This window comes from Arthrobacter sp. NyZ413 (assembly GCF_049390645.1).
Classification (GTDB): domain Bacteria; phylum Actinomycetota; class Actinomycetes; order Actinomycetales; family Micrococcaceae; genus Arthrobacter.
In genome coordinates this window covers 3,059,443-3,079,203 of sequence record NZ_CP155434.1, presented here as the reverse complement: position 1 = coordinate 3,079,203, position 19,761 = coordinate 3,059,443, and the positions used below count along the sequence as shown (strand labels likewise).

Annotated in this window: 19 protein-coding genes; 11 read left to right on the top strand and 8 right to left on the bottom strand. The window is 64.2% G+C overall.

The window, feature by feature from the left end:
- Positions 1–53: 53 nt before the first annotated feature.
- Together ABCW42_RS14335 and ABCW42_RS14330 are read left to right on the top strand one after the other, a co-directional pair.
- A complete protein-coding gene (locus ABCW42_RS14335; protein ID WP_423181845.1) occupies positions 54–599 on the top strand; it encodes a gluconokinase in 546 nt (181 codons plus the stop codon).
- Complete coding sequence (locus tag ABCW42_RS14330; protein ID WP_423181844.1) at positions 596–1,969, top strand: gluconate:H+ symporter; 1,374 nt, start codon at positions 596–598, stop codon at positions 1,967–1,969. Before ABCW42_RS14335 ends, ABCW42_RS14330 begins: the two co-directional genes overlap by 4 nt.
- A gap of 111 nt (positions 1,970–2,080) precedes the next feature.
- Here the strand turns inward: ABCW42_RS14330 and ABCW42_RS14325 are convergent, their stop codons facing one another.
- The 6 genes from ABCW42_RS14325 to ABCW42_RS14300 form a co-directional block, all read right to left on the bottom strand.
- Entirely contained in the window at positions 2,081–2,842 is a 762-nt protein-coding gene (locus tag ABCW42_RS14325) for a MerR family transcriptional regulator (protein ID WP_423181843.1), read from the bottom strand.
- A 61-nt stretch (positions 2,843–2,903) separates the two neighbouring features.
- Positions 2,904–3,770: an anti-sigma factor gene (locus ABCW42_RS14320; RefSeq protein ID WP_423181842.1), complete on the bottom strand. Its 867-nt coding sequence runs from the start codon at positions 3,768–3,770 to the stop codon at positions 2,904–2,906.
- 1 nt (position 3,771) lies between these two features.
- Complete coding sequence (sigK, locus tag ABCW42_RS14315; RefSeq protein WP_423181841.1) at positions 3,772–4,368, bottom strand: ECF RNA polymerase sigma factor SigK; 597 nt, start codon at positions 4,366–4,368, stop codon at positions 3,772–3,774.
- 145 nt (positions 4,369–4,513) lie between these two features.
- Positions 4,514–4,981: a tRNA (cytidine(34)-2'-O)-methyltransferase gene (locus tag ABCW42_RS14310; protein ID WP_423181840.1), complete on the bottom strand. Its 468-nt coding sequence runs from the start codon at positions 4,979–4,981 to the stop codon at positions 4,514–4,516.
- 61 nt (positions 4,982–5,042) lie between these two features.
- Complete coding sequence (locus ABCW42_RS14305; protein ID WP_423181839.1) at positions 5,043–5,999, bottom strand: J domain-containing protein; 957 nt, start codon at positions 5,997–5,999, stop codon at positions 5,043–5,045.
- A gap of 293 nt (positions 6,000–6,292) precedes the next feature.
- Entirely contained in the window at positions 6,293–6,712 is a 420-nt protein-coding gene (locus ABCW42_RS14300) for a hypothetical protein (RefSeq protein WP_423181838.1), read from the bottom strand.
- 90 nt (positions 6,713–6,802) lie between these two features.
- Between ABCW42_RS14300 and ABCW42_RS14295 the strand changes: the two genes are divergently transcribed.
- Both ABCW42_RS14295 and ABCW42_RS14290 read left to right on the top strand, forming a co-directional pair.
- Positions 6,803–7,468, top strand: coding sequence for a helix-turn-helix transcriptional regulator (locus ABCW42_RS14295; protein WP_423181837.1), 666 nt, complete (start codon positions 6,803–6,805; stop codon positions 7,466–7,468).
- 156 nt (positions 7,469–7,624) lie between these two features.
- On the top strand, positions 7,625–8,854 hold the full coding sequence (locus ABCW42_RS14290; protein ID WP_423181836.1) for a cysteine desulfurase family protein: 1,230 nt from the start codon (positions 7,625–7,627) through the stop codon (positions 8,852–8,854).
- A 45-nt stretch (positions 8,855–8,899) separates the two neighbouring features.
- Here the strand turns inward: ABCW42_RS14290 and ABCW42_RS14285 are convergent, their stop codons facing one another.
- Positions 8,900–10,138: an NAD(P)/FAD-dependent oxidoreductase gene (locus ABCW42_RS14285; RefSeq protein WP_423184907.1), complete on the bottom strand. Its 1,239-nt coding sequence runs from the start codon at positions 10,136–10,138 to the stop codon at positions 8,900–8,902.
- Between the two features lie 233 nt (positions 10,139–10,371).
- Between ABCW42_RS14285 and mnmA the strand changes: the two genes are divergently transcribed.
- From mnmA to ABCW42_RS14260, 5 genes are all read left to right on the top strand, one after another.
- Positions 10,372–11,493 (top strand): tRNA 2-thiouridine(34) synthase MnmA, encoded by a 1,122-nt coding sequence (mnmA, locus tag ABCW42_RS14280; RefSeq protein WP_423184906.1) that lies wholly within the window; start codon positions 10,372–10,374, stop codon positions 11,491–11,493.
- A 422-nt stretch (positions 11,494–11,915) separates the two neighbouring features.
- Positions 11,916–13,547 carry an ABC transporter substrate-binding protein gene (locus ABCW42_RS14275; RefSeq protein WP_423181835.1) on the top strand — a complete coding sequence of 544 codons (1,632 nt, stop codon included), beginning with the start codon at positions 11,916–11,918 and terminating at the stop codon, positions 13,545–13,547.
- 115 nt (positions 13,548–13,662) lie between these two features.
- The gene (locus ABCW42_RS14270) at positions 13,663–14,754 is read left to right on the top strand and encodes an ABC transporter permease (RefSeq protein ID WP_423181834.1); all 1,092 of its coding nucleotides are present in this window, start codon (positions 13,663–13,665) and stop codon (positions 14,752–14,754) included.
- Between the two features lies 1 nt (position 14,755).
- A complete protein-coding gene (locus ABCW42_RS14265) occupies positions 14,756–15,802 on the top strand; it encodes an ABC transporter permease (protein ID WP_423181833.1) in 1,047 nt (348 codons plus the stop codon).
- Positions 15,799–17,508: a dipeptide ABC transporter ATP-binding protein gene (locus tag ABCW42_RS14260; RefSeq protein ID WP_423181832.1), complete on the top strand. Its 1,710-nt coding sequence runs from the start codon at positions 15,799–15,801 to the stop codon at positions 17,506–17,508. The genes ABCW42_RS14265 and ABCW42_RS14260 overlap by 4 nt, the downstream gene beginning before the upstream one ends.
- Positions 17,509–17,583: 75 nt before the next feature.
- Here the strand turns inward: ABCW42_RS14260 and ABCW42_RS14255 are convergent, their stop codons facing one another.
- Positions 17,584–18,243 (bottom strand): NADPH-dependent F420 reductase, encoded by a 660-nt coding sequence (locus ABCW42_RS14255; protein WP_423181831.1) that lies wholly within the window; start codon positions 18,241–18,243, stop codon positions 17,584–17,586.
- A gap of 77 nt (positions 18,244–18,320) precedes the next feature.
- On the opposite strand from ABCW42_RS14255, the gene ABCW42_RS14250 reads away from it, so the two are divergent.
- Positions 18,321–18,707 carry a chorismate mutase gene (locus ABCW42_RS14250; RefSeq protein WP_423181830.1) on the top strand — a complete coding sequence of 129 codons (387 nt, stop codon included), beginning with the start codon at positions 18,321–18,323 and terminating at the stop codon, positions 18,705–18,707.
- Between the two features lie 4 nt (positions 18,708–18,711).
- A complete protein-coding gene (locus ABCW42_RS14245; RefSeq protein WP_423181829.1) occupies positions 18,712–19,746 on the top strand; it encodes a hypothetical protein in 1,035 nt (344 codons plus the stop codon).
- Positions 19,747–19,761: the final 15 nt, after the last annotated feature.

The window sequence follows — 19,761 nt, the reverse complement described above, 5'->3', positions numbered from 1 at the left end:
GTCATATGCTTATTCTCGTTTAAATCATATTTATTTGAGGAAGGCAGACTTTGATGACGAAGACTGCACAACAACCCGTACTGGTCATCATGGGCGTCTCCGGTTCAGGGAAATCGACGGTGGCGGGCGTGCTCGCGGGACGGCTTGGCTGGGACCTCGCCGAAGGCGATGACCTGCATCCGGAAGCGAATGTGGCCAAGATGCACGCGGGCCAGCCGCTCACGGATGAGGACCGTTGGCCTTGGCTGGACATCATTGCCGGCTGGATCAAGGAACGCACCTCGGAAGGCAGGCCCGGCATCATCACGTGCTCGGCCTTGAAGAAGCGTTACCGTGACGTCCTGCGTGGCGAGGGCGTTGTCTTCGTCTTCCTCCAAGGAAGCAAGGACAAGATTTCCGACCGCCTCGCGTCCCGACACGGGCACTTCATGCCGGCATCCTTGCTGGAATCCCAGTTCGAGGCCCTCGAAGAGCCCACCGAAGAGGAAAACCACATTTCGCTGTGCGTCTCGGCGTCACCGGCGGAAGAAGCGGAGGAAGTCATCGAGCGGCTCGGACTTGAAGCATTGCCGAACAAAGCGGTGGGCGGAGTAGCTTGAACTGGACCGGGCATGACACCCAACTCCTTGTAGTTGCGGCAATCGGCATCGCGCTGATTGTCCTGTTGATCGCAAAGTTCAAAGTCCATCCTTTCCTTTCGCTCGTCCTCGGCTCGGCATTTGTCGGCCTCGCGTCCGGCGTCGGGCTCGACAAGGTAGTCGGCAACTTCGAAGACGGAGTGGGCGGCGTCCTGAAGGAAGTCGGCCTCCTGATTGCGCTCGGCGCCATGCTGGGCAAGCTCCTGGCGGACTCCGGTGGTGCCAACCGGGTAGTGGACACCCTGTTGGAAAAGGCCAAGGGAAACCGGGTCGTCTGGATGATGACTCTTGTGGCGGTGATCATCGGACTGCCCATGTTCTTCGAGATCGGCCTCGTGCTCCTCCTGCCGGTCATCGTCCTGGTGACCCAGCGTTCCAAGATGAAGCTGATGCGGATCGCGATTCCCGCACTTGCCGGCCTCTCGGTGCTCCACGGCCTGGTGCCACCCCACCCGGGTCCGCTCATTGCCATCAGCGCCGTGAAGGCCGAACTCGGCACCACTTTGGCTCTGGGCCTCCTGGTCGCGGTCCCCACCGTGATCATTTGCGGGCCCTTGTTTTCGCGCCTGGCCGCCCGTTGGGTTCCCGTTGAGGCACCCGCGGTAGCCGGTGGCATCGACACGACGCATGCCGTGGACCTCAGTGACGTCAAGCGCCAACCGAGCTTCCTCGTCACCTTGCTCACCATCATCTTCCCCGTGGTGCTCATGCTCTTGAAGGCAATCGCGGACATTGTGTGGCCCGATGCCGCCCACGCTCCCATGATCCGCACCGTCCTGGATTTCATCGGCCAGCCCCTTGTTGCCATGACCTTGGCCGTGCTCGCTGCGATGGTGACTTTCGGCTACACCGTGGGGTTCACCGGGAGCAAGATCACTTCCAAGCTCAGCGCAAGCCTTGGTCCGATTGCCGCCATCCTGCTGATCGTCGGCGCCGGCGGTGGATTCAAGCAAACCCTGATCGGCGCGGGTGTGGGCGATGCCGTGAAGAAGTGGGCCGAGGGCGCCAACATGTCCGTGCTGGTCCTGGGCTTCATTGTGGCGGTCGCGCTGCGGCTCGCGACGGGTTCGGCGACAGTTGCCACCGTGACGGCCGCCGGCATCGTGGCTCCGCTGGCCACCACCCTGAGTCCGACGCACGCCGCGCTCCTTGCCCTCGCGATCGGAGCGGGTTCGCTCTTCTTGTCCCACGTCAACGACGCCGGCTTCTGGCTCGTGAAGGAACTTTTCGGCCTCACCGTCGGGCAGACCTTCAAGACGTGGTCCGTGATGGAAACACTGATTTCGTTGGTCGGCTTTGGCTTCATCATGCTTTTGTCGCTGGTGTTGTAGCCGGGATTCCGGCACTGGGAGTTTCAACAACAGGAAAGCCCGACGACGGCCCCGCGTACCGGTATTGATCCCGGAGGCGGGGCCGCCGTCGTCCTTTCCGCGCGGAAAGGCTCAGCTGAGCTTTTCCGCGGCGTAGATCTTGATGCCTTCGCGCAGGTAGGACGCCAGTCCGGGCCGCACTTTGTCGTAGTTGGCGGTGAAGCGGGGGTCGTCTACGTACATTTGGCCCAAGCCAACGTACGATTCCGCACTCGGGGTCCAGCTAAGGCAGATCCAGGCGTAATGGCGTTCGACGGCGGCCTGCACCGCCGGATCGTCAGCGGGGAGGGCGGCGTCGAGGCAGCGGGCGAGATCCTCGTTCACAGCGGCGTACTCCTCCATGAACGCTTGCTTCTGGTCCAGCGTCATCGCCGCGTGGCGCGCATTGCTGGCATCGACCGCTTGGTCGCCCCAGCGCTGGCGGGCTTCTGACTCATACGGGTTGTTGTCGAAATCCTTGAAGATATTTTCAGCGGTCATGTTTTCTCCTTGACGTAGTGCTGCGATGGTGGCGTCCACTGTGCGGGACATCCGATCCAGCCGGTCGCGCTCGGCCAGGAGCCATTCCTTGTGGACGGCGAGGGCCTCCACCGGATCGGCCTGGCCATCCAGAACTTCGCCAATGGTCTCGAGCCCAAGGCCAAGTTCACGAAGCAGGAGGATGCGCTGCAGGCGGAGCAATTCCCGCTGGCCGTAGAACCGGTAACCGTTCGGTCCGGTATGCGCCGGTTCCAGCAATCCCATGTGGTCGTAGTGGCGCAAGGTCCGAGACGACACCTTGCTTGCCTTGGCTACCTCGGAGATCGTCCAGCCTGCTGCTTCGTCTTGCTTCATGCTTCAAGCGTAGAAGTTGACGTTACGTCAAGGTCAAGACTTTCGCCGGTGGAATGGCGCGCTACGTCAACGGCGCGTCCGCGACAGTGGGAAGTGACGGCTTCTTCGAGCCGCCTAAGGGTTCCACCGTGATGCCGATCGCGGCGGCGTTCGATATTCCCTTGACGACGGCCGGGTGGCTCAAGGCTTCGGCATCCATGAGGCCTTGGGACACGGGCGCGGAGCCATCCTTGGGAATGAGCCACATTTGGTACACCTTGCCTGCAGGGGGAGCGGGGACCCCGTTCATCCGGACCACCACGGCATTCTTGGAACTCGAGATAGACACTGTGGCCGTGCCGCCGCCGTCGACGTTCACAGTGGCTTGCCGCACGTCCTGGGCGTGCAGGACCTGGTTCACGGGGTCGTTTTGCCCCGCGACGTACACGCCGACTCCGATGCCGCCGACCGCCAGCACCACGGCAGCCGCCGCAGCGGCAAGCCAAAGGCGCAAGCCGGCGAGCCGCCGTCGTTCCCGTTTTTCCTTCGCCGCACCGAAATCAACGACGTCGGAGCCAGCCGCGGCCGGGGCTCCGGCTTGCCCGTCCGGAACCAAGGATGGCCCGGACGCCGCCGTCGGATGCGGCGGCAGGCGACGCACAATATCGTCGAGGAGTGCTGCGGGAGGCTCGGCCTCGACGGTGAAGGCCGCCGCGAGGGCTTCGCGGGACTGCCGCACCCGCTCCAGGAAAGCCGAACGTTCCGGGGCGGTCTCAAGGTAGCGGTCGATTTCCGCGCGCTCGGTATCCGTCAGTGCGTCGAGGGCGTAGATCTCGGCAAGTTCGAGGAGCCTGCCCTCCACGAGGTCGGCGGCGATGTCATTGGCAAACATCCTGCGCGTGTATCCGTCCTTCCCGAGGTTTCCTTGTCCATCATCGAGTCCGGCCATCTCAGTCGACCCCCATGCAGGCCTTGAGGCGGAGGAGTCCATCGCGGATCCGCGACTTGATGGTTGGAATCGCGGCACCGAGGCGTTCGGCGACCTCCCGGTACGTCAGCCCGCCATAGTAGGCGAGCCGGACGGATTCCAATTGGGTGGGAGTGAGGGTTCCAAGGCAACGGGTGACGGCTTCAGCTTCGAGCTTGGTGCCGGCTTCCTCTTCCACCGAATCGTGGTCGGGGTCCTGGCTCGCCGCACCGTACCTTGCTTCGCGGTCCGTGGCGGACTGTGCCGAGCGGACGCGGTCGATGGCGCGACGGTGCGTGATGGTCATGAGCCAGGCGAGGGGACTGCCCGCGGCGGGGTCGAACGTGGAAGCTCTTTGCCACACCTGGATGAATACTTCCTGCGTGGTGTCCTCGCTCAGGCCCGCGTCGATAAGGACCCGCTTGGCCATGCCGAAAACGCGCCGGGCAGTGAGCTGGTAGAACTCCTTGAAGGCAGCTTGGTCGCCGCCCGCGATCTGGCCGAGGAGGCTTGCGAGCTGGGCATTCGAGCCGGCAAGCAGTTCCGGGGCTTCCGAGCCCCCCACATTGGGTGTATCCATTACCGTCCAGCATAGGTTGCCGGGCACCCGGGTAGAACCAGGGGCCCTGTGAGTCGCCAGAGTAGTCACGTGCGCCCCCTTTCCGCTAACAGGCTGAATTTGCCTGCACGGGGTATTCGGCGCGGCTGGTCCTTTGGATTGCCGGCTAAACCTGGGCGCCGGCGAAGCCGTGTTGGCGCCAGGCCTCGTACACGGCGATCGAGGCGGCGTTGGCGAGGTTCAGCGAACGCAAGGAAGGCAACATGGGGAGCCGTACGCGGGCTGTGACGTGGGAGTCCTCTTTCAACCAAGCCGGAAGGCCCACCGATTCCGGACCGAACATCAGGACGTCGCCTTTTTGGTAAGCGATGTCCGTGTAGGAGGTATCGCCGTCGGACGTGAACGCGAAGACGCGCTCGGGCTGCAAAGCCGCCCACGCCGCTTCGATGTCCGGATGCACCGTGACGACGGCGAGGTCGTGGTAATCGAGTCCAGCGCGGCGGAGTTTCGCGTCGGAGAAGTCGAAACCGAGCGGCTCCACGAGGTGCAGTTCGGCACCCGTGATGGCGGCGAGTCGGATGGCGTTTCCCGTGTTTCCCGGGATTTCAGGGGTGTGGAAGAGGATGCGGAACACGTATCAATCCTAGCGAGCGGCGGGGAAGGGCATGGTTGGGTGCTTGGCGGTGCCGGGCGGGTCAGTGCATGCCACGCAGCAAGCGCGCGAGGACGGGCACAACCACCGTGTTCGGGACCGGCCCGGAACTCAGGAATTGTTTGAGGCCGCGGGCCAATCCGGCGGCATTGACGATTTGTACCGAGCCGTACTCCCCGTCTGTCCGCCGATAGTGGTCGATGACCGGTTCGTGCGGGTTGCCGTCCGTGCTGTGCACCACCACCCATCCCGTGACATTCAGCTCCGGGAAGATCTCCTGCATGTGGCGGACGATCAGCTCGAGCTGGGGTGGGGGAACCGCGCGGCCGCCGTGCCGGAGTGCGAGCCCGTCCCAGGCGTAAGCGCCCTTGGGCAGAAGCATGGAGCCGATGAGCGCGAGCCGGTATCCGGCGAGCAAGGCGTGGTCTATGTGGCTGTTGTCCGACGGCGAGAGCAATCCGTTGATGAGCCGGGCCGAGGGAATGGCGGGCAGTATTTGCCGGCTGATCAGCTGCACGGTCCGCATTTCCCGTTGGATGCGTGCCTCTGCGCCGAAGATCCCGCGTTTCCTTGGCATGCCGTGGACTTGCAAGGCTGCTTCGCCCTTCGAGAGGAGCGGGACTTCGAGGGGGTCGTCGAATGACGGCACATAGACGGGCGCGTCGCCGGCGGTGTTGCGCGGCGTGTTGGGCCGGTGGGCTCCCGCGGACGGGCGGGCTTCGGCCCGCGGAGCGCTGGCCCCGCTATAGTCCGGCCTTTCGGGTTGCGGGCTGAATTTCCCTGAAGTGCTGCTGGCGTAGCGGCGGTCGTACTCCGCGCGGCGCTTGGGATCGATCAGGGTTTCATAGGCGAGGGTGATTTGCCGGAAGGCCGCGGGATCGCCGCCGTGGTCCGGGTGGGCGAGCCTGGCAGCCTTGCGGTAGGCCACCTTGATTTCCTTGTCCGTGGCCGTGACGGAAACCCGGAGGACCTGATAGTGGGAACTGCTGCCCTCAGCCAACGACGGCCTTTCTCTGCGATCTTCGACGGTTTCGCCGCCCGGCGCGGAGCAGCGGTCTTGGCAAGTCTAGCCAGCCATTCAGGAGAACGACGGCGGGCCGCCCTTTAGTTCCCGGGTTCACCTGCGTGTTCCCGGGTTCACCTGCGTGCCGCGAGGGTTCGACGGCGGCCGCGGGGCTGGGGGATGGGGCCTCCGGCCGGGGTGATCGGGACAGCGAAAAGCCAGGACCCCCTATGGGAGGTCCTGGCTTTCGTTTCGCGGGTTGCGGATCCGAACGCAGGTTGGCGGGCTGGTCAGCGGCGGGCGGACCCGGACAAGCGGTTGAGGGCGAGTGCGCCCACCAACAGCCCGAAGTCGCGGAGCGCTACGTCGAAGAAATTGCCGAGGACCAGCAGATTCACGATGATTCCGAGGAGCCACACGGCTACCAGGAGTGAACCGAAGCGCGGGCGGACCGCCACCGCGATCCCGGCCACGATCTCCACGACTCCCACGATGTACATGAACGTCTGAGCCGGTATGGGCACCACGGTTGTGGCCACCGGCGCGAGGTACATCGTCCAGTGCGTGAGCAGGTTGGTGAACTTGTCCAGGCCGAAAATGATGGGAGCGACGGTGAATACCGTCCGGAGCAGGAGGAAGGCCTGCCGTTGCGGATCGGCGGCCAGCAAGGATCCGGATTTCGCCCGGGCAGGGGTCGATGCAGTTGTCATGATGCCTTCTTTCTAAAAGTTGATATCTTGATTTTAGAAAGCTCCCCGGGATTAAGCAATGGATGTTGTTTTTAGAGATAAGCTTGGTTCATGAGCGGAATTCCCTGGCTTCGCCGGCTGTCGGCAGTGGCGTCCCTTGACGACCGCAATCGCCGTCGCCTGTATGAACACGTGTGCCGGGCGAACCGCCCGGTCAGTCGCGACGACGCCGCCATGGCTCTTGGCCTTCCCCGAAGCACGGCGTCCTTCCACCTCGACCGCTTGGTGCGCGACGAGCTCCTGAAGGTCGAATTCCGCAAGCTCGGCAGCAAGGTCGGCCCGGGTTCAGGGCGCCCCGCCAAGCTGTACACGTCCGTCGTTGACGAGATCGGCGCGTCCGTTCCGGAACGGAACTACGACCTCGCCGGCGACGTGATGGCCTCCGCGCTCCACCGGATGATGGACGACGGCGGCTCGCCGCGCGAAACCCTCCTCGAAACCGCTTATGCACGCGGCCGCGCCGCGGGCGGGAATGGAGCGGACTTCACGGACGTACTCGAGAACTACGGTTACCGTCCGGAAGCCGACGACGACGGCGGGTACTCGCTCGCGAACTGCCCATTCCACCGCCTGGCGGAAGGACATGTTGATGTTGTCTGCGCCATGAACGGCGCCTTCCTCAGCGGAGCCGCAGCCGCTTGCGGGGTCGAGCAGGACCGGGTCGCGGGCGACGACCGGGAAGGGTACTGTTGCGCCCGGATCCGGCCTGAACACTGATCCCACCTGGACACGGATCCCGCCCGGACCCTGATCCCACTTGGACGCTGATCCCACCTGGACACTGGTTCGCCTGCACCGCCGTGCCGCCTTCGGTCCTGCAGCGTTCTGCCAACACGTAGGCCACAAGCGAATCGCGCTCGTTAGACTTAAGCAGTGCCTGTTTACTTGGACCATGCCGCCACCACCCCGATCTCCGAAGTCGCCCTTGCGGCAATGACCCGGGAGCTGGCGCGGACCGGCAATCCTTCATCGCTGCACGCCTCGGGGCGGCGCGCGCGCCGTTCAGTGGAGGAAGCCCGCGAATCCATCGCGGCGGCAGCGGGAGCGCACCCTTCCGAACTTATCTTCACCTCGGGAGGCACCGAGGCCGACAACCTCGCGGTCAAGGGCTTGTATTGGGCACGCCACGACGAAAACGGTCGTCGGACGCGGATCCTGTGCTCCGCCGTCGAGCATCACGCCGTGCAGGACACCGTTGAGTGGCTCGAACGGCATGAGGGCGCAGAAGCCGTCTGGCTGCCCGTTGATTCCCAAGGAGTGGTGCGGCTCGACGCCGTCCGCGCCGAAATCGAACGCGACCCGGAGTCGATCGCGTTGGTGACCGTAATGTGGGCCAACAACGAGGTCGGCAGCATCCAGCCCATCAGGGAGATCGTGGATCTCGCGTCGGCCCACGGCATCCCTGTACATTCGGACGCCGTGCAGGCCTTCGGTTCCATTCCCTTGAGCTTCCGCGAATCGGGTCTGGCCGCGATGTCGGTCTCGAGCCACAAAATCGGCGGTCCCGTGGGGATAGGCGCGCTCTTCCTTGGCCGGTCCGTCAAGGTCACGCCCACCCAACACGGTGGCGGGCAGGAACGCGACGTCCGCTCCGGAACGTTGGATACGGCGTCGATCTCCGCGTTTGCCGCCGCGGCTGAATCCGCGGCACGGAACCTGGCGTCCGAACGTGAGCGGATCAGCGCATTGAGGGACCGCATCGTCGACGGCGTCACAGCTGCCATCCCGGAAGCCGTGTTGCGCGGAGCTCCGGGCGACGCGCGGCTACCCGGGAACGCGCACTTCACCTTTCCCGGCTGCGAGGGCGATTCACTGCTCTTCCTCCTGGACCTCGCGGGGATCGAATCGTCAACCGGATCCGCGTGCACGGCCGGCGTCCCCAGGCCCTCCCATGTCCTGCTGGCCATGGGGCTGGACGAGGACACCGCCCGGGGAGCGCAGCGCTTCAGCTTGGGCCATGCGTCGAACGACGCCGACGTGGACGCGCTCCTCAAAGCGCTCCCGGAAGCCTACGCCCGCGCGAAGCAGGCCGGCATGGCCGGCCACGAATCCAGCATCCAGACCGCGGCGACGGTTGCCCGCGGCCGGGGGTCCGGCACATAGGGTATCGACGCCGCAGACCCCAGGCGAGGCTCAGCCGGCTTGAGCTCAGCCTTTGGGCAAGAAATCGTCAAGAGGCACGCTTGTATCAACCAGGCGCTCAGCATCGACCGTGACGCGGCCAGAAATGAGCGCCTTGATGGGCTTCTGCACCCGCTGCTGGTTGACGCTCATGCCCGCCACTACTGTGCTGTCCCGGAGCCAGAAGGCGATGAAGCTGCCTTCCTCCAGCGAGCCACGGACCACGGGCTCCGCACCCGCCGCGAGTGTGGCGTAGCCGGAGTACTCCATGGATGCGTCGTATTGGTCCGTATAGAAATAGGGCACCACGTCCATGACGGCGTCTTGGCCGAGCATCGACTTGGCCGCCACCTTGCCGCCATTGAGCGCGTTGTGCCAGTGTTCGCTGCGGTGGTGCTCGCCCGTGAACGGGTGGAGCGCGTTTGCAACGTCTCCAGCAGCGAAGATGTCCGGGTCGCTGCTCCTGAGGGAGGAATCGACCAGGATCCCGTTCTTGATGTCAAGCCCGGCGGCCTCGGCTAAAGCGGTATCCGGCGCGACGCCGACGGCCATCACCACGAGGTCTGCGGGAAGGACTTCGCCCGTATTGGTAACGACTGCTTGGGCCCTGCCGTCATCGCCCCTGACTTCCGCGGCGCTCGCGGGCAGGCGGAACTGCACGCCGCGCTTTTCGTGCAGGCCGCGGAAGTAGGCCCCTAGTTCGGGTCCGATGGCGATGCTAAGCGGCACGTCTTCAAGCCCCATGAGGGTCACGCTGTTGCCATATTCCGTGGCAGCCGCCGCAAGTTCCATCCCGATCCACCCGGAGCCGATCATCACAACTTTCTTGCCGCCGCCGGAGAGCTTCTCCTTGAGCCCGCGGGAGTCGTTGAGCGTCCGGAAAGTCATGACGCCCTCGAGTTCCGAGCCCGGCAGGGGAATCCGCCGCGGCTGGGCTCCCGTGGCAATCAGCAGCCTGTCGTAGCGGAGCTCGCTGCCCGAATCCAGTTGTACGGCGTGGGCGCCCCGATCGATCGCCGTGGCAGCCACCTTAAGGAGGAGTTCGACGTCGTTCTCCTGGTACCAGCCGGGCGGCACCACCGGGACGGTATCTTCGGCGGCCTTGCCGAGGAGGAATTCCTTGGAGAGCGGAGGCCGGAGGTACGGCGTCTCGTTCTCGGCGCACACTACGGTGATGCGCCCTTCGAATCCTTCTGCGCGGAGCGTCTTGGCCGCTGTGGCTCCGGCCAAACCGCCGCCGGCGATGACGATGTGTTCAGTGTCCATCATGACTCGATTCGCTCTGGACGCGGAAGCCGGCTGGGCGCTGAGGAGTGCACGAACCGGCATCTAAAACTGACAATTTTGACTTTAGATTTCCCGGCTGCCGGGGTCAAGGCATTTTCGGGCCTGATCGGGCGGGCGCTAGAATAGACGGGCGCGTCCCCTTGCTTCAGGTCCTTGAGGCGCGATTCTTCCCCTATCTTCAACAGAAAGCCAGCATGCGAGTTCTTGCAGCCATGAGCGGCGGAGTCGACTCCGCCGTTGCCGCCGCCCGTGCCGTCGAGGCCGGGCACGACGTCGTCGGCGTCCACCTGGCGCTGTCCCGCATGCCCGGAACCCTCCGGACCGGCAGCCGTGGCTGCTGCACGATCGAGGATTCCCGGGACGCTTGGCGGGCTTGCGACGTGCTCGGTATCCCTTACTACGTCTGGGATTTCTCCGAACGCTTCAAGGAAGACGTCGTCCAGGACTTCATCGACGAATACGCCGCGGGCCGCACGCCCAACCCCTGCATGCGCTGCAACGAGCGGATCAAGTTCGCCGCCTTGCTGGAGAAGGCCATTGCCCTGGGATTCGACGCCGTCTGCACGGGCCACTATGCGAAGGTCATCACGGACGCGGAAGGCAATCCCGAACTTCACCGGGCCGCCGACTGGGCAAAGGACCAAAGCTACGTGCTGGGTGTCCTGACCCACGAGCAGCTCAAGCACTCCGTGTTCCCCTTGGCCGAGACCCCCTCGAAGGCCGAGGTCCGGGCAGAGGCCGAGCGCCGCGGCTTGTCTGTCGCCAACAAGCCGGACAGCCACGACATTTGCTTCATCCCTGACGGCGATACCGCTGGTTGGCTTGCCGAGAAGATCGAGATGGCCTCGGGCGACATCGTGGATGAAACCGGCGCCAAGGTCGGCGAGCACCCGGGTGCCAACGCCTTCACCGTGGGACAGCGCCGCGGCCTGAAACTCGGCACCCCGGCCGCAGACGGGAAGCCGCGGTTCGTCTTGGAGATCCGGCCCAAGGAAAACAAAGTGGTGGTCGGGCCCGAAGCGCTGCTTGCCATCGACGAGATCCGTGGCATCAAGGTGTCCTGGGCCGGCCTGCCGATCGCGGAGGTCGCCACGGGCGAGGTATTCGATTGCCATGCGCAGGTCCGTGCCCATGGCGACCCCGTTCCAGCCAAGGCCTCCGTTGAACGTCACCTCGACGAGGCCGGCATCGAGCGCGAAAGCCTCGTGGTGACGCTCATCGATTCCCTGCGCGGCGTCGCTCCTGGACAGACGATCGTGCTGTACCAGGGAACGCGCGTACTCGGGCAGGCAACCATCGATGCCGCCCGTTCCCTCCAGCGCACGGCCTTGTAGCCTGCCGGCCTTGTAGCGGCCGGTCGTGTAGCCTGCCGGCCTTGCAGCCTGCCGGTCGTGTGGCCTGCCGGTCGTGTAGCCTGCCGCGCGCCTTGAGCGCGGGGAGCCCCTGAGCTCCAATCGTGACCGGACCTCCCGGCGGGTCACCCCTCACGCCTTCGTGGCCTCCGATTTTTGAGCATCCTTCATCTACGCCGTCCGCATGAGCTGGAAAGAAACGTTCGTACGCCTTGGCCAAGGCAAGTTCGACGGGGCAGGAGAGTGAGTGCGGACGCTGATGAAAAGTAAAGTTTGTGTCTCAACTCACATGATAAAACGTTTCACCCCGTCCGGCTTCTGGTTGAATCGTGGAATCAGGAGTCTGCGCTCCGAAGAAATTACCGACGGCGGCATGCCGTATCCATCGAACAGAAAGTTCACAGATGGCAATGAACAAGAAAGCTTTGCGAAGCGTCATCGCGCTTGCAAGCATCTCCGCTTTCGCTTTGACGGCCTGCACGGGCCCGTCCGGCGGAGGCGGTTCGGCTTCTTCAGCTGCCAGCGGCCCGATCGCTTACGGCACCACCGACAAGGTGACCGCACTCGACCCCGCTGGTTCGTACGACAACGGTTCCTTCATGGTCATGAACCAGGTCTATTCCTTCCTGCTCAACTCGAAGCCGGGAAGCGCCGATCCCGTGCCGGACCTGGCGCAGTCGGCGTCGTTCACGTCCCCCACCGAGTACACGGTCAAGCTGAAGCCCGGATTGAAGTGGGCCAACGGCCACACGCTGGATTCCACGGACGTCAAGTTCTCCTTCGACCGCCAGCTCAAGATCAACGACCCCGCCGGCCCCGCGTCGCTGCTGGCGAACCTGGAAAGCGTCAGCACCCCGGACGCCGACACCGCAGTCTTCAAGCTCAAGCTCGCCAACGACCAGACGTTCCCGCAGATCCTGAGCAGCCCGGCGGCCCCGATCGTCGACCACCAGGTCTTCCCGGCCGACAAGCTGCTTTCGGATGACGACATCGTGAAGGCCAAGGCGTTCTACGGCCAATACACGATCGACAGCTACAAGAAGAACGAACTCATCAGCCTCAAGGCCTACCCGGACTACCAGGGGGTACTGGGCAAGCCGGCCAATGACGCCGCGACCATCAAGTACTACGCCGAGCCGACCAACATGAAGCTGGATATCCAGCAGGGCAACATCGATGTTGCCAACCGCAGCCTCAGCGCAACCGACGTCGACGACCTCAAGAAGGACTCGAAGGTCAAGGTCAACATCGGACCCGGCGGCGAAATCCGCTACATCACGTTCAACTTCGACACCATGCCGTTCGGCGCGAAGACTCCGGACGCGAACCCGGCGAAGGCCCTGGCCGTGCGCCAGGCGATCGCCGACCTCGTAGACCGCCAGGCCATTGCCGACCAGGTCTACAAGGGCACATACCTGCCGCTGTACTCCAACGTACCCAACGGTTTCCTGGGCGCGAACCAGTCGTTCAAGGACGCTTACGGCGACGGCACCGGTAAGCCGAGCCTGGACAAGGCCAAGAAGGTCCTCTCCGATGCCGGCGTCAGCAGCGCCGTCACGCTGAACCTGCAGTACAACCCGGACCACTACGGCAGCTCCTCGGGCGACGAATACGCAATGATCAAGGACCAGCTCGAGAAATCCGGCTTGTTCAAGGTCAACCTGCAATCCACCGAATGGGTGACGTACAGCAAGGCGAGCCGTGCCGACGAATACCCGCTGTTCCAGTTCGGTTGGTTCCCCGACTTCAGCGATTCCGACAACTACCTCACTCCGTTCTTCCCGAACGGCGGCTTCCTGAAGAACCACTACAACAACCCGACGGTCACCGACCTGATCAACAAGCAGCTGACCACCACGGACAAGTCGGGCCGCGAGGCGACAATCCAGCAAGTCCAGAACGCGTTGGCGAAGGACATTTCCACGCTTCCGCTGCTCCAGGGCGCCCAGGTTGCCATCTCGGCAAACGGTGTGAACGGCGTCGACAAGACGCTCGACGCATCCTTCAAGTTCCGTTTGGGAACTGTTTCCAAGTAAGCAGCCCGTCAGGGGGAGGCGGGCGCCAACAGGCGCTTGCCTCCCCTTTGCTGCTGATTGCCACACATCAAAGCAAGGCCCCGCGCGATCCGCGGGCTATGAACTTTAGGTAGCAATGACAACACTTATTGAGGTGCCCGACGTCGAGCCGGTCGCCGTCGCTCCGAAGCGCAAATCAGGGCAGGGCGGGGGCCTGGGCAGGTACATCGTGGTCAGGTTCTTCCTGATCATTCCCACGATCTTCATCCTGGTCACGCTCGTGTTCTTCCTCATGCGGGTCATCGGTGACCCCATCACCGCCGCGCAGGGCGGCCGGCTTCCTCCAGACGTCCTTGCCCAGCGAATCCACGACGCCGGTTACGACCGGCCCATCTTCGTCCAGTACTTCGAATACCTGGGCCAGGTTGTCACGGGCAACTTCGGCACCACCATCACGGACCGGCGACCCGTCGTCGAAATGCTTTCCACCTTCGGCGCCGCCACGCTGGAACTGTCCATCAACGCGCTCATCGTGGCGCTCGCCGTCGGCATTCCCCTCGGGCTCCTCGCCGCACAACGCCGCGACCGCGCGACGGATGCCTTCCTCCGCTTCTTCGCCATCCTGTGCTACGCGACCCCGGTGTTCTTCTCCGGACTGCTGCTCAAGCTCACCTTCTCGGTCTGGCTCGGTTGGCTGCCGGTAGCGGGACGCGCCTCGACCCGTACGGAACTGGCCATGAGCAGCCTCGCGGCTCCCAGCGGCATCTACTGGCTCGACGCCCTCCGCAGCGGCAACTTCGCGGCACTCGGCGACGTCGTCTCGCACGCCGTGCTTCCCGCCATCGCGCTCGGATTCCTCACCGCCGGTGTCTTCCTGCGGCTCGTCCGGACCAACGTCATTGGAACGCTGGGCAAAGACTACGTCGAGGCCGGACGGTCACGCGGCGTCAGCGAATTCCGGCTCGTCACCAAGCACGCCTACAAACCGGCCCTGATCCCCATCATTACGGTCATGGGCCTGCAGATCGCCCTCATGCTCGGTGGCGCCGTCCTGACGGAGACCACCTTTGAGTGGAAAGGACTTGGCTACCAGCTGGTGCAATACCTGAATGCCCGGGACTTCGTGGCGGTCCAGGGCATCGTGGTGCTCCTGGCCGTCATCGTCGCCATCACCAACTTCATCGTGGACGTTGTGGCCGCGCTGATCGACCCGCGAGTGAGGTACTGAGATGAGTACTGCCACATTCTCCGGCCCGAAGAAGTCCTTCTTGTCAGGGCTCCCCGTTATCTCCCACCTCAAAAAGAGCGTCGGACTCCAGCGCGGCATGCTGATCACCGGGCTGGTCCTGACCGGATTCTTCCTGCTGTGCACCATCCTGGCGCCATTCATCGCTCCCTATGGCTACTCGCAGCTCAGCGACCAAAGCGGTTCATTCCCCGCGCAGCAAGCCCCCAGCAGCAAGCACCTCCTGGGAACCACAGTGGGCGGATACGACGTCCTTTCGCGGGTTCTCTGGGGTTCGCAGACCGCGGTGACCGTGATTGTGGTGGCCGTCGCCATGTCGATTTTCCTTGGCGTCGCGCTCGGCCTGCTCAGCGGATACTACGGCGGGTGGCTGGACCGGGTTCTCGTGGTCATCGCCGATGCCATCTACGCGTTCCCCTCCTTGCTCCTCGCGATCGTCATGTCGATCGTCATCAGCCACGGCCAGTCGAGCTTCTGGGGCGGCATCCTCGCGTGCGCCTTCTCGATCACCGTGGTGTTCGTACCGCAGTATTTCCGGGTGATCCGCGCTGAGACCATCAGGCTCAAGGCCGAACCGTTCGTGGAATCAGCCATGGTGCTTGGCGCATCGAGCATGCGCATCATCGGCAGGCACATCTTCAAGAACGCCACGCGGACGCTTCCGCTGATGTTCACCCTCAACGCCTCAGAGTCGATCCTGACCCTTGCGGGGCTCGGCTTCCTGGGATTCGGCATCGAGCCATCCTCCGCGGCCGAATGGGGATTCGACCTCAACAAGGCCATGGCGGACGCATCCTCAGGAATTTGGTGGACAGGTGTCTTCCCTGGCATCGCCATCGTCCTCACTGTCCTTGGACTCACGTTGGTCGGCGAGAGCATCAACGACCTCAACGATCCCCGCCTGCGCGGCCGGAAGCGTGCAGGAGGCAAGCCCTCCCGTTCCACGGCAGCCGTTGGACAGGGCGGAAATACAGGAGCAGGTACCGGTTCCGTAGCAGGAAACGGTACTCCGGAAGCAGGTAACGCATGACTACCAACATCGGCAACATCTCGGACCAGCCGTTGCCTACGGACCAGCCCGTCCTCGATATCGAGCGGCTCAAAGTCACCTTCGCGACTGACAGCGGCGACGTCTACGCCGTCAAGGACGTCAGCCTGGAGGTCAAAGCCGGGGAAGTCCTTGCGATCGTCGGCGAATCCGGATCAGGCAAGACGGTCACGGCCAAGACCATCCTGGGACTCCTTCCCGAAACGGCTATCAGCTCCGGCGCGGTCCTGATCAAAGGCAACAACGTCATCAGCGTCAGCCGGTCCAAGTTGCGGAAAATCCGCGGCCGGGATGTCGCGATGGTGTTCCAGGAACCCTCGACCGCACTGAACCCGGTGTTCACCGTTGGCTGGCAGATCGCCGAAGGCATCAGGGCCCACGCAGCGGACGGGCACCGGATCTCGGCCAGGGAAGCCAAGAAAAGGGCCACCGAGGCATTGCGGAAAGTGGGAATCCCGGAGCCGGAAGTCCGGGTCAACTACTATCCCCACCAGCTCTCGGGCGGGCAGAAACAGCGCGTGGTCATCGCGGCCGCCCTTGCGTTGAATCCCGGACTGATCGTGGCCGACGAACCGACGACGGCACTCGACGTCACGGTACAGGCCGAAATCCTGCAGCTCCTTCGCGACCTGCGTGACAAGTACGGGACCTCGATTGTGCTCATTACGCACAACATGGGCGTCGTCGCGGACCTCGCGGACCGCGTGGTGGTCATGTACCAAGGAGACGTGGTGGAAGAGGCCCCCGCCAAGGCGCTGTTCGCCGAGCCCAAGCAGGACTACACCAAGAACCTGCTGGCGTCCGTCCCGCACCTTGGCCGGAACTCGGCGTCCGAGGGAGCCACGGAACGGCTGCACCAGGGCGGGAAGGTCCTTGTGGAGGCAAAGAACCTCACCATCGAGTACCCGGGCCGGCTCGGCAGGCCGGGGTTCAAAGCCGTGGACAACGTCAGCTTCACCCTTTCCGAGAATGAAGTCTTCGGGTTGGTGGGCGAGTCCGGTTCGGGAAAGTCCACCATCGGCAGGGCCATCGCGGGCCTGAACCGGGCCACTGGCGGCAGCCTCAAAGTCCTCGGATACGAAATGCTGGACTTCAAGGAACACACGTTCAAGCCCTTGCGCAAGGACATCGGCTTCGTCTTCCAGGATCCTGCCGCGTCGTTCAACCCCCACTTGACCATCGGTGAATGCGTCGCGGAGCCGCTGCTGATCCACACCCACCCGAGCCCGGCTCAAGCACGCCAGCGCGTGGCGCAGTTGCTCGAATCGGTACAGTTGCCGGCGTCGTACGCTGAACGGTTCCCGCACGAACTCTCCGGCGGCCAGCGCCAGCGCGCGTCACTTGCGCGTTCGCTCGCGCTCAACCCGCGCCTGCTGATCGCCGACGAGCCGACGTCCGCATTGGACGTCTCCGTCCAAGCGAAAGTCCTGGAGCTGTTCAAGGACATCCAGGAAGAGTTCGGCTTCGCCGCGCTGTTCATCAGCCACGACCTCGCAGTGGTGGACATGCTCTCCCATTGGGTGGGCGTGTTGTTCAAGGGCAACCTGGTGGAACAGGGGATCGGCAGCCAGATCATGGGCAATCCGCAGCACGATTACACCCGTCGGCTCATTGCCTCGCTCCCGGTGCCGGATCCGGACGAACAAGCCCGACGGCGGGAAGAGCACCGCGCGCTGTTGGGCATCTAGCCCGCTCTGCAGCACCCGAAGCAAAAAAGGGACATGCCCACCCCTCTCCCGGAGGGGTGGGCATGTCCCTTCGCGCTATTCGGACACCACGGCGATGTTGAACAGCTTGCCTTGCGGCTGGCGCATGAAGATCCGCAGCCACAGCGCCATCCACATCTCCATGCCACGCGCGACTTCAAGCCCGCCAAGGTCGCGGATGTGTCCGGGTAGCCAGCCGAACTCCCGCAGGATCCCGACGACGGCGGCCTTCGCGTCGTCGTCGTTGCCGGCCACGAAGACGTCGTGTGCGCCGCCGTCGAGCCGAAGCGGGTCGACCATGAGCGGAGCGGTGACGGTGTTGAGGGCCTTCACCACGCGCGCATCCGGAAATGTACGCTGTATGGTCTCGGCAATGCTGTCTGTGTTGCACACCGACAAGGACGGCGGAAACCCATGGGAAAAATCCAAGGGGTTGGACACATCCAGCAGGACCTTGCCGGCCAGGTTTGCCGCGCCGGCTTCTTCCAGCGCCGCAAGCGAAACTGTGCCGGGCGTCGCGTTGATCACGAGCTCGGCCATGGCCGCGGCTTGGGCAAAGGAGCCGGCGCTGGCTCCCGGGCCAGCCTGCGCCGCCCATTCGGTGCCTTTAGGGTTGCCGGCCTCGCGGGAACCCATCATGACTTCATGGCCGAGCGCCACCAGCTTGCCGGCCAGTGCGTGACCGACCATTCCGGTGCCAAGAACTGCGATTTTCATGCGTGCTCTCCTTAACGTTGGCGCGGACATGCCCATTGTGCCCCTCAAGGGGATGCCCGCACACCTAGACTGGAGGAATGACCGAGCAGAACCACGCCCTCCCTGACGCCGATTCCTTCGATCCTTCCGCCAGCTCCCTTGCCGGCCATGTGGACCAGGCAGTCATGGACGAACTGCTCTCCATCCGCTCGAGCATCGACAACATCGACGCCACGCTTGTCTACCTCCTCGCGGAACGCTTCAAGGCGACCCAGAAAGTGGGCGTCCTCAAAGCGACCTACAAGCTCCCGGCAGGCGATCCCGGCCGGGAAGCTGCCCAGATTGCCAGGTTGCGGCGGCTCGCCGAGGAAGCGCACCTCGATCCCGCGTTTGCCGAGAAATTCCTGAATTTCATCATCAGCGAGGTCATCAGGCATCACGAAGCCATAGCCGAGGACCACCAAGCGACCATCGCCCAGGCCTGAGCGCGTGCCAGAAGCCGTGCAAAAACAGGTCACTGCGACCGCTCCGGGACCGTGGCCAGGGACGGACGCTCTTGAAGCCCAGCGGATCATCCGTGGCGAGCTCGGCAGTCCGCACCTTCCCTTCCTCGCGGAACTGCCCGATCGCGGCGTAGGCTCCGATCCCCTCGGCAGGACTGCATCGCTCCTTGTTGAACTGGCCGTGGATGTGCAACCACACGGATGGCGTCTGGTTGATCGTCCCGGGAAGGACCAGCGGCGCGCAGCGTCCGCGCTTGCCAGCGATATCAACGTCCTGGCAGATGTCGCCGGTTCTGAAGATACCTCTGCTGAGGCACTGAAAATCCAGTTGCGCGGTCCCATGAGCCTCGCAGCGGGCCTGTATCTGCACAACGGGGAGCGTGCCCTGCTCGACTTCGGCGCGCGCAGGGACATCGTGGACTCCCTGGCCGCCGGCGTTGCCGACCACGTTTCGCGCGTCCGCGCGGCGGTGCCGGGCTCCGCCGTCGTGGTCCAACTCGACGAACCTGACATCTCCGCCATTCTGGCCGGCACCATAGCCACTGCCAGCGGATACCGGACGCTCCGCGCCATTCCGGGTGAAGAAGTCACGAGTGCGTGGCGCACGGTGATCGACGCTTTGCGTGCCGCCGGGGTGGCCGAGGTGGTGGTGTCCGTTCCGGAGATCGAAGCCCCCATCCAACGGATCCTCGCCTCGGGTGCGGACGGCATCGCCGTTCCGCTCAAGGCGTTGACAACGCGCCAGTGGGAACAGCTCGCCGGGGCCGTTGAGGCAGGAAAAACGCTGTGGGCCGGCGCGCTCCCAACGGACGACCCATCGGCGAAGCTGCCGCGCACCGCTGACGTCGTGGACTGCGTTTGGCGCCCCTGGCGCCAACTTGGCCTGCCGCCGTCGAGCCTTGGGGCAGTGCGCGTCACGCCGTCGGACGGTTTGGCCGGCTATTCGCCGTCAGGCGCCAAGGAAGTACTGACCCGGTTGACGCAACTGGCGGATGGACTGAACCAACTCGCGCTCGGCTGACTTTTTACCCCGCCC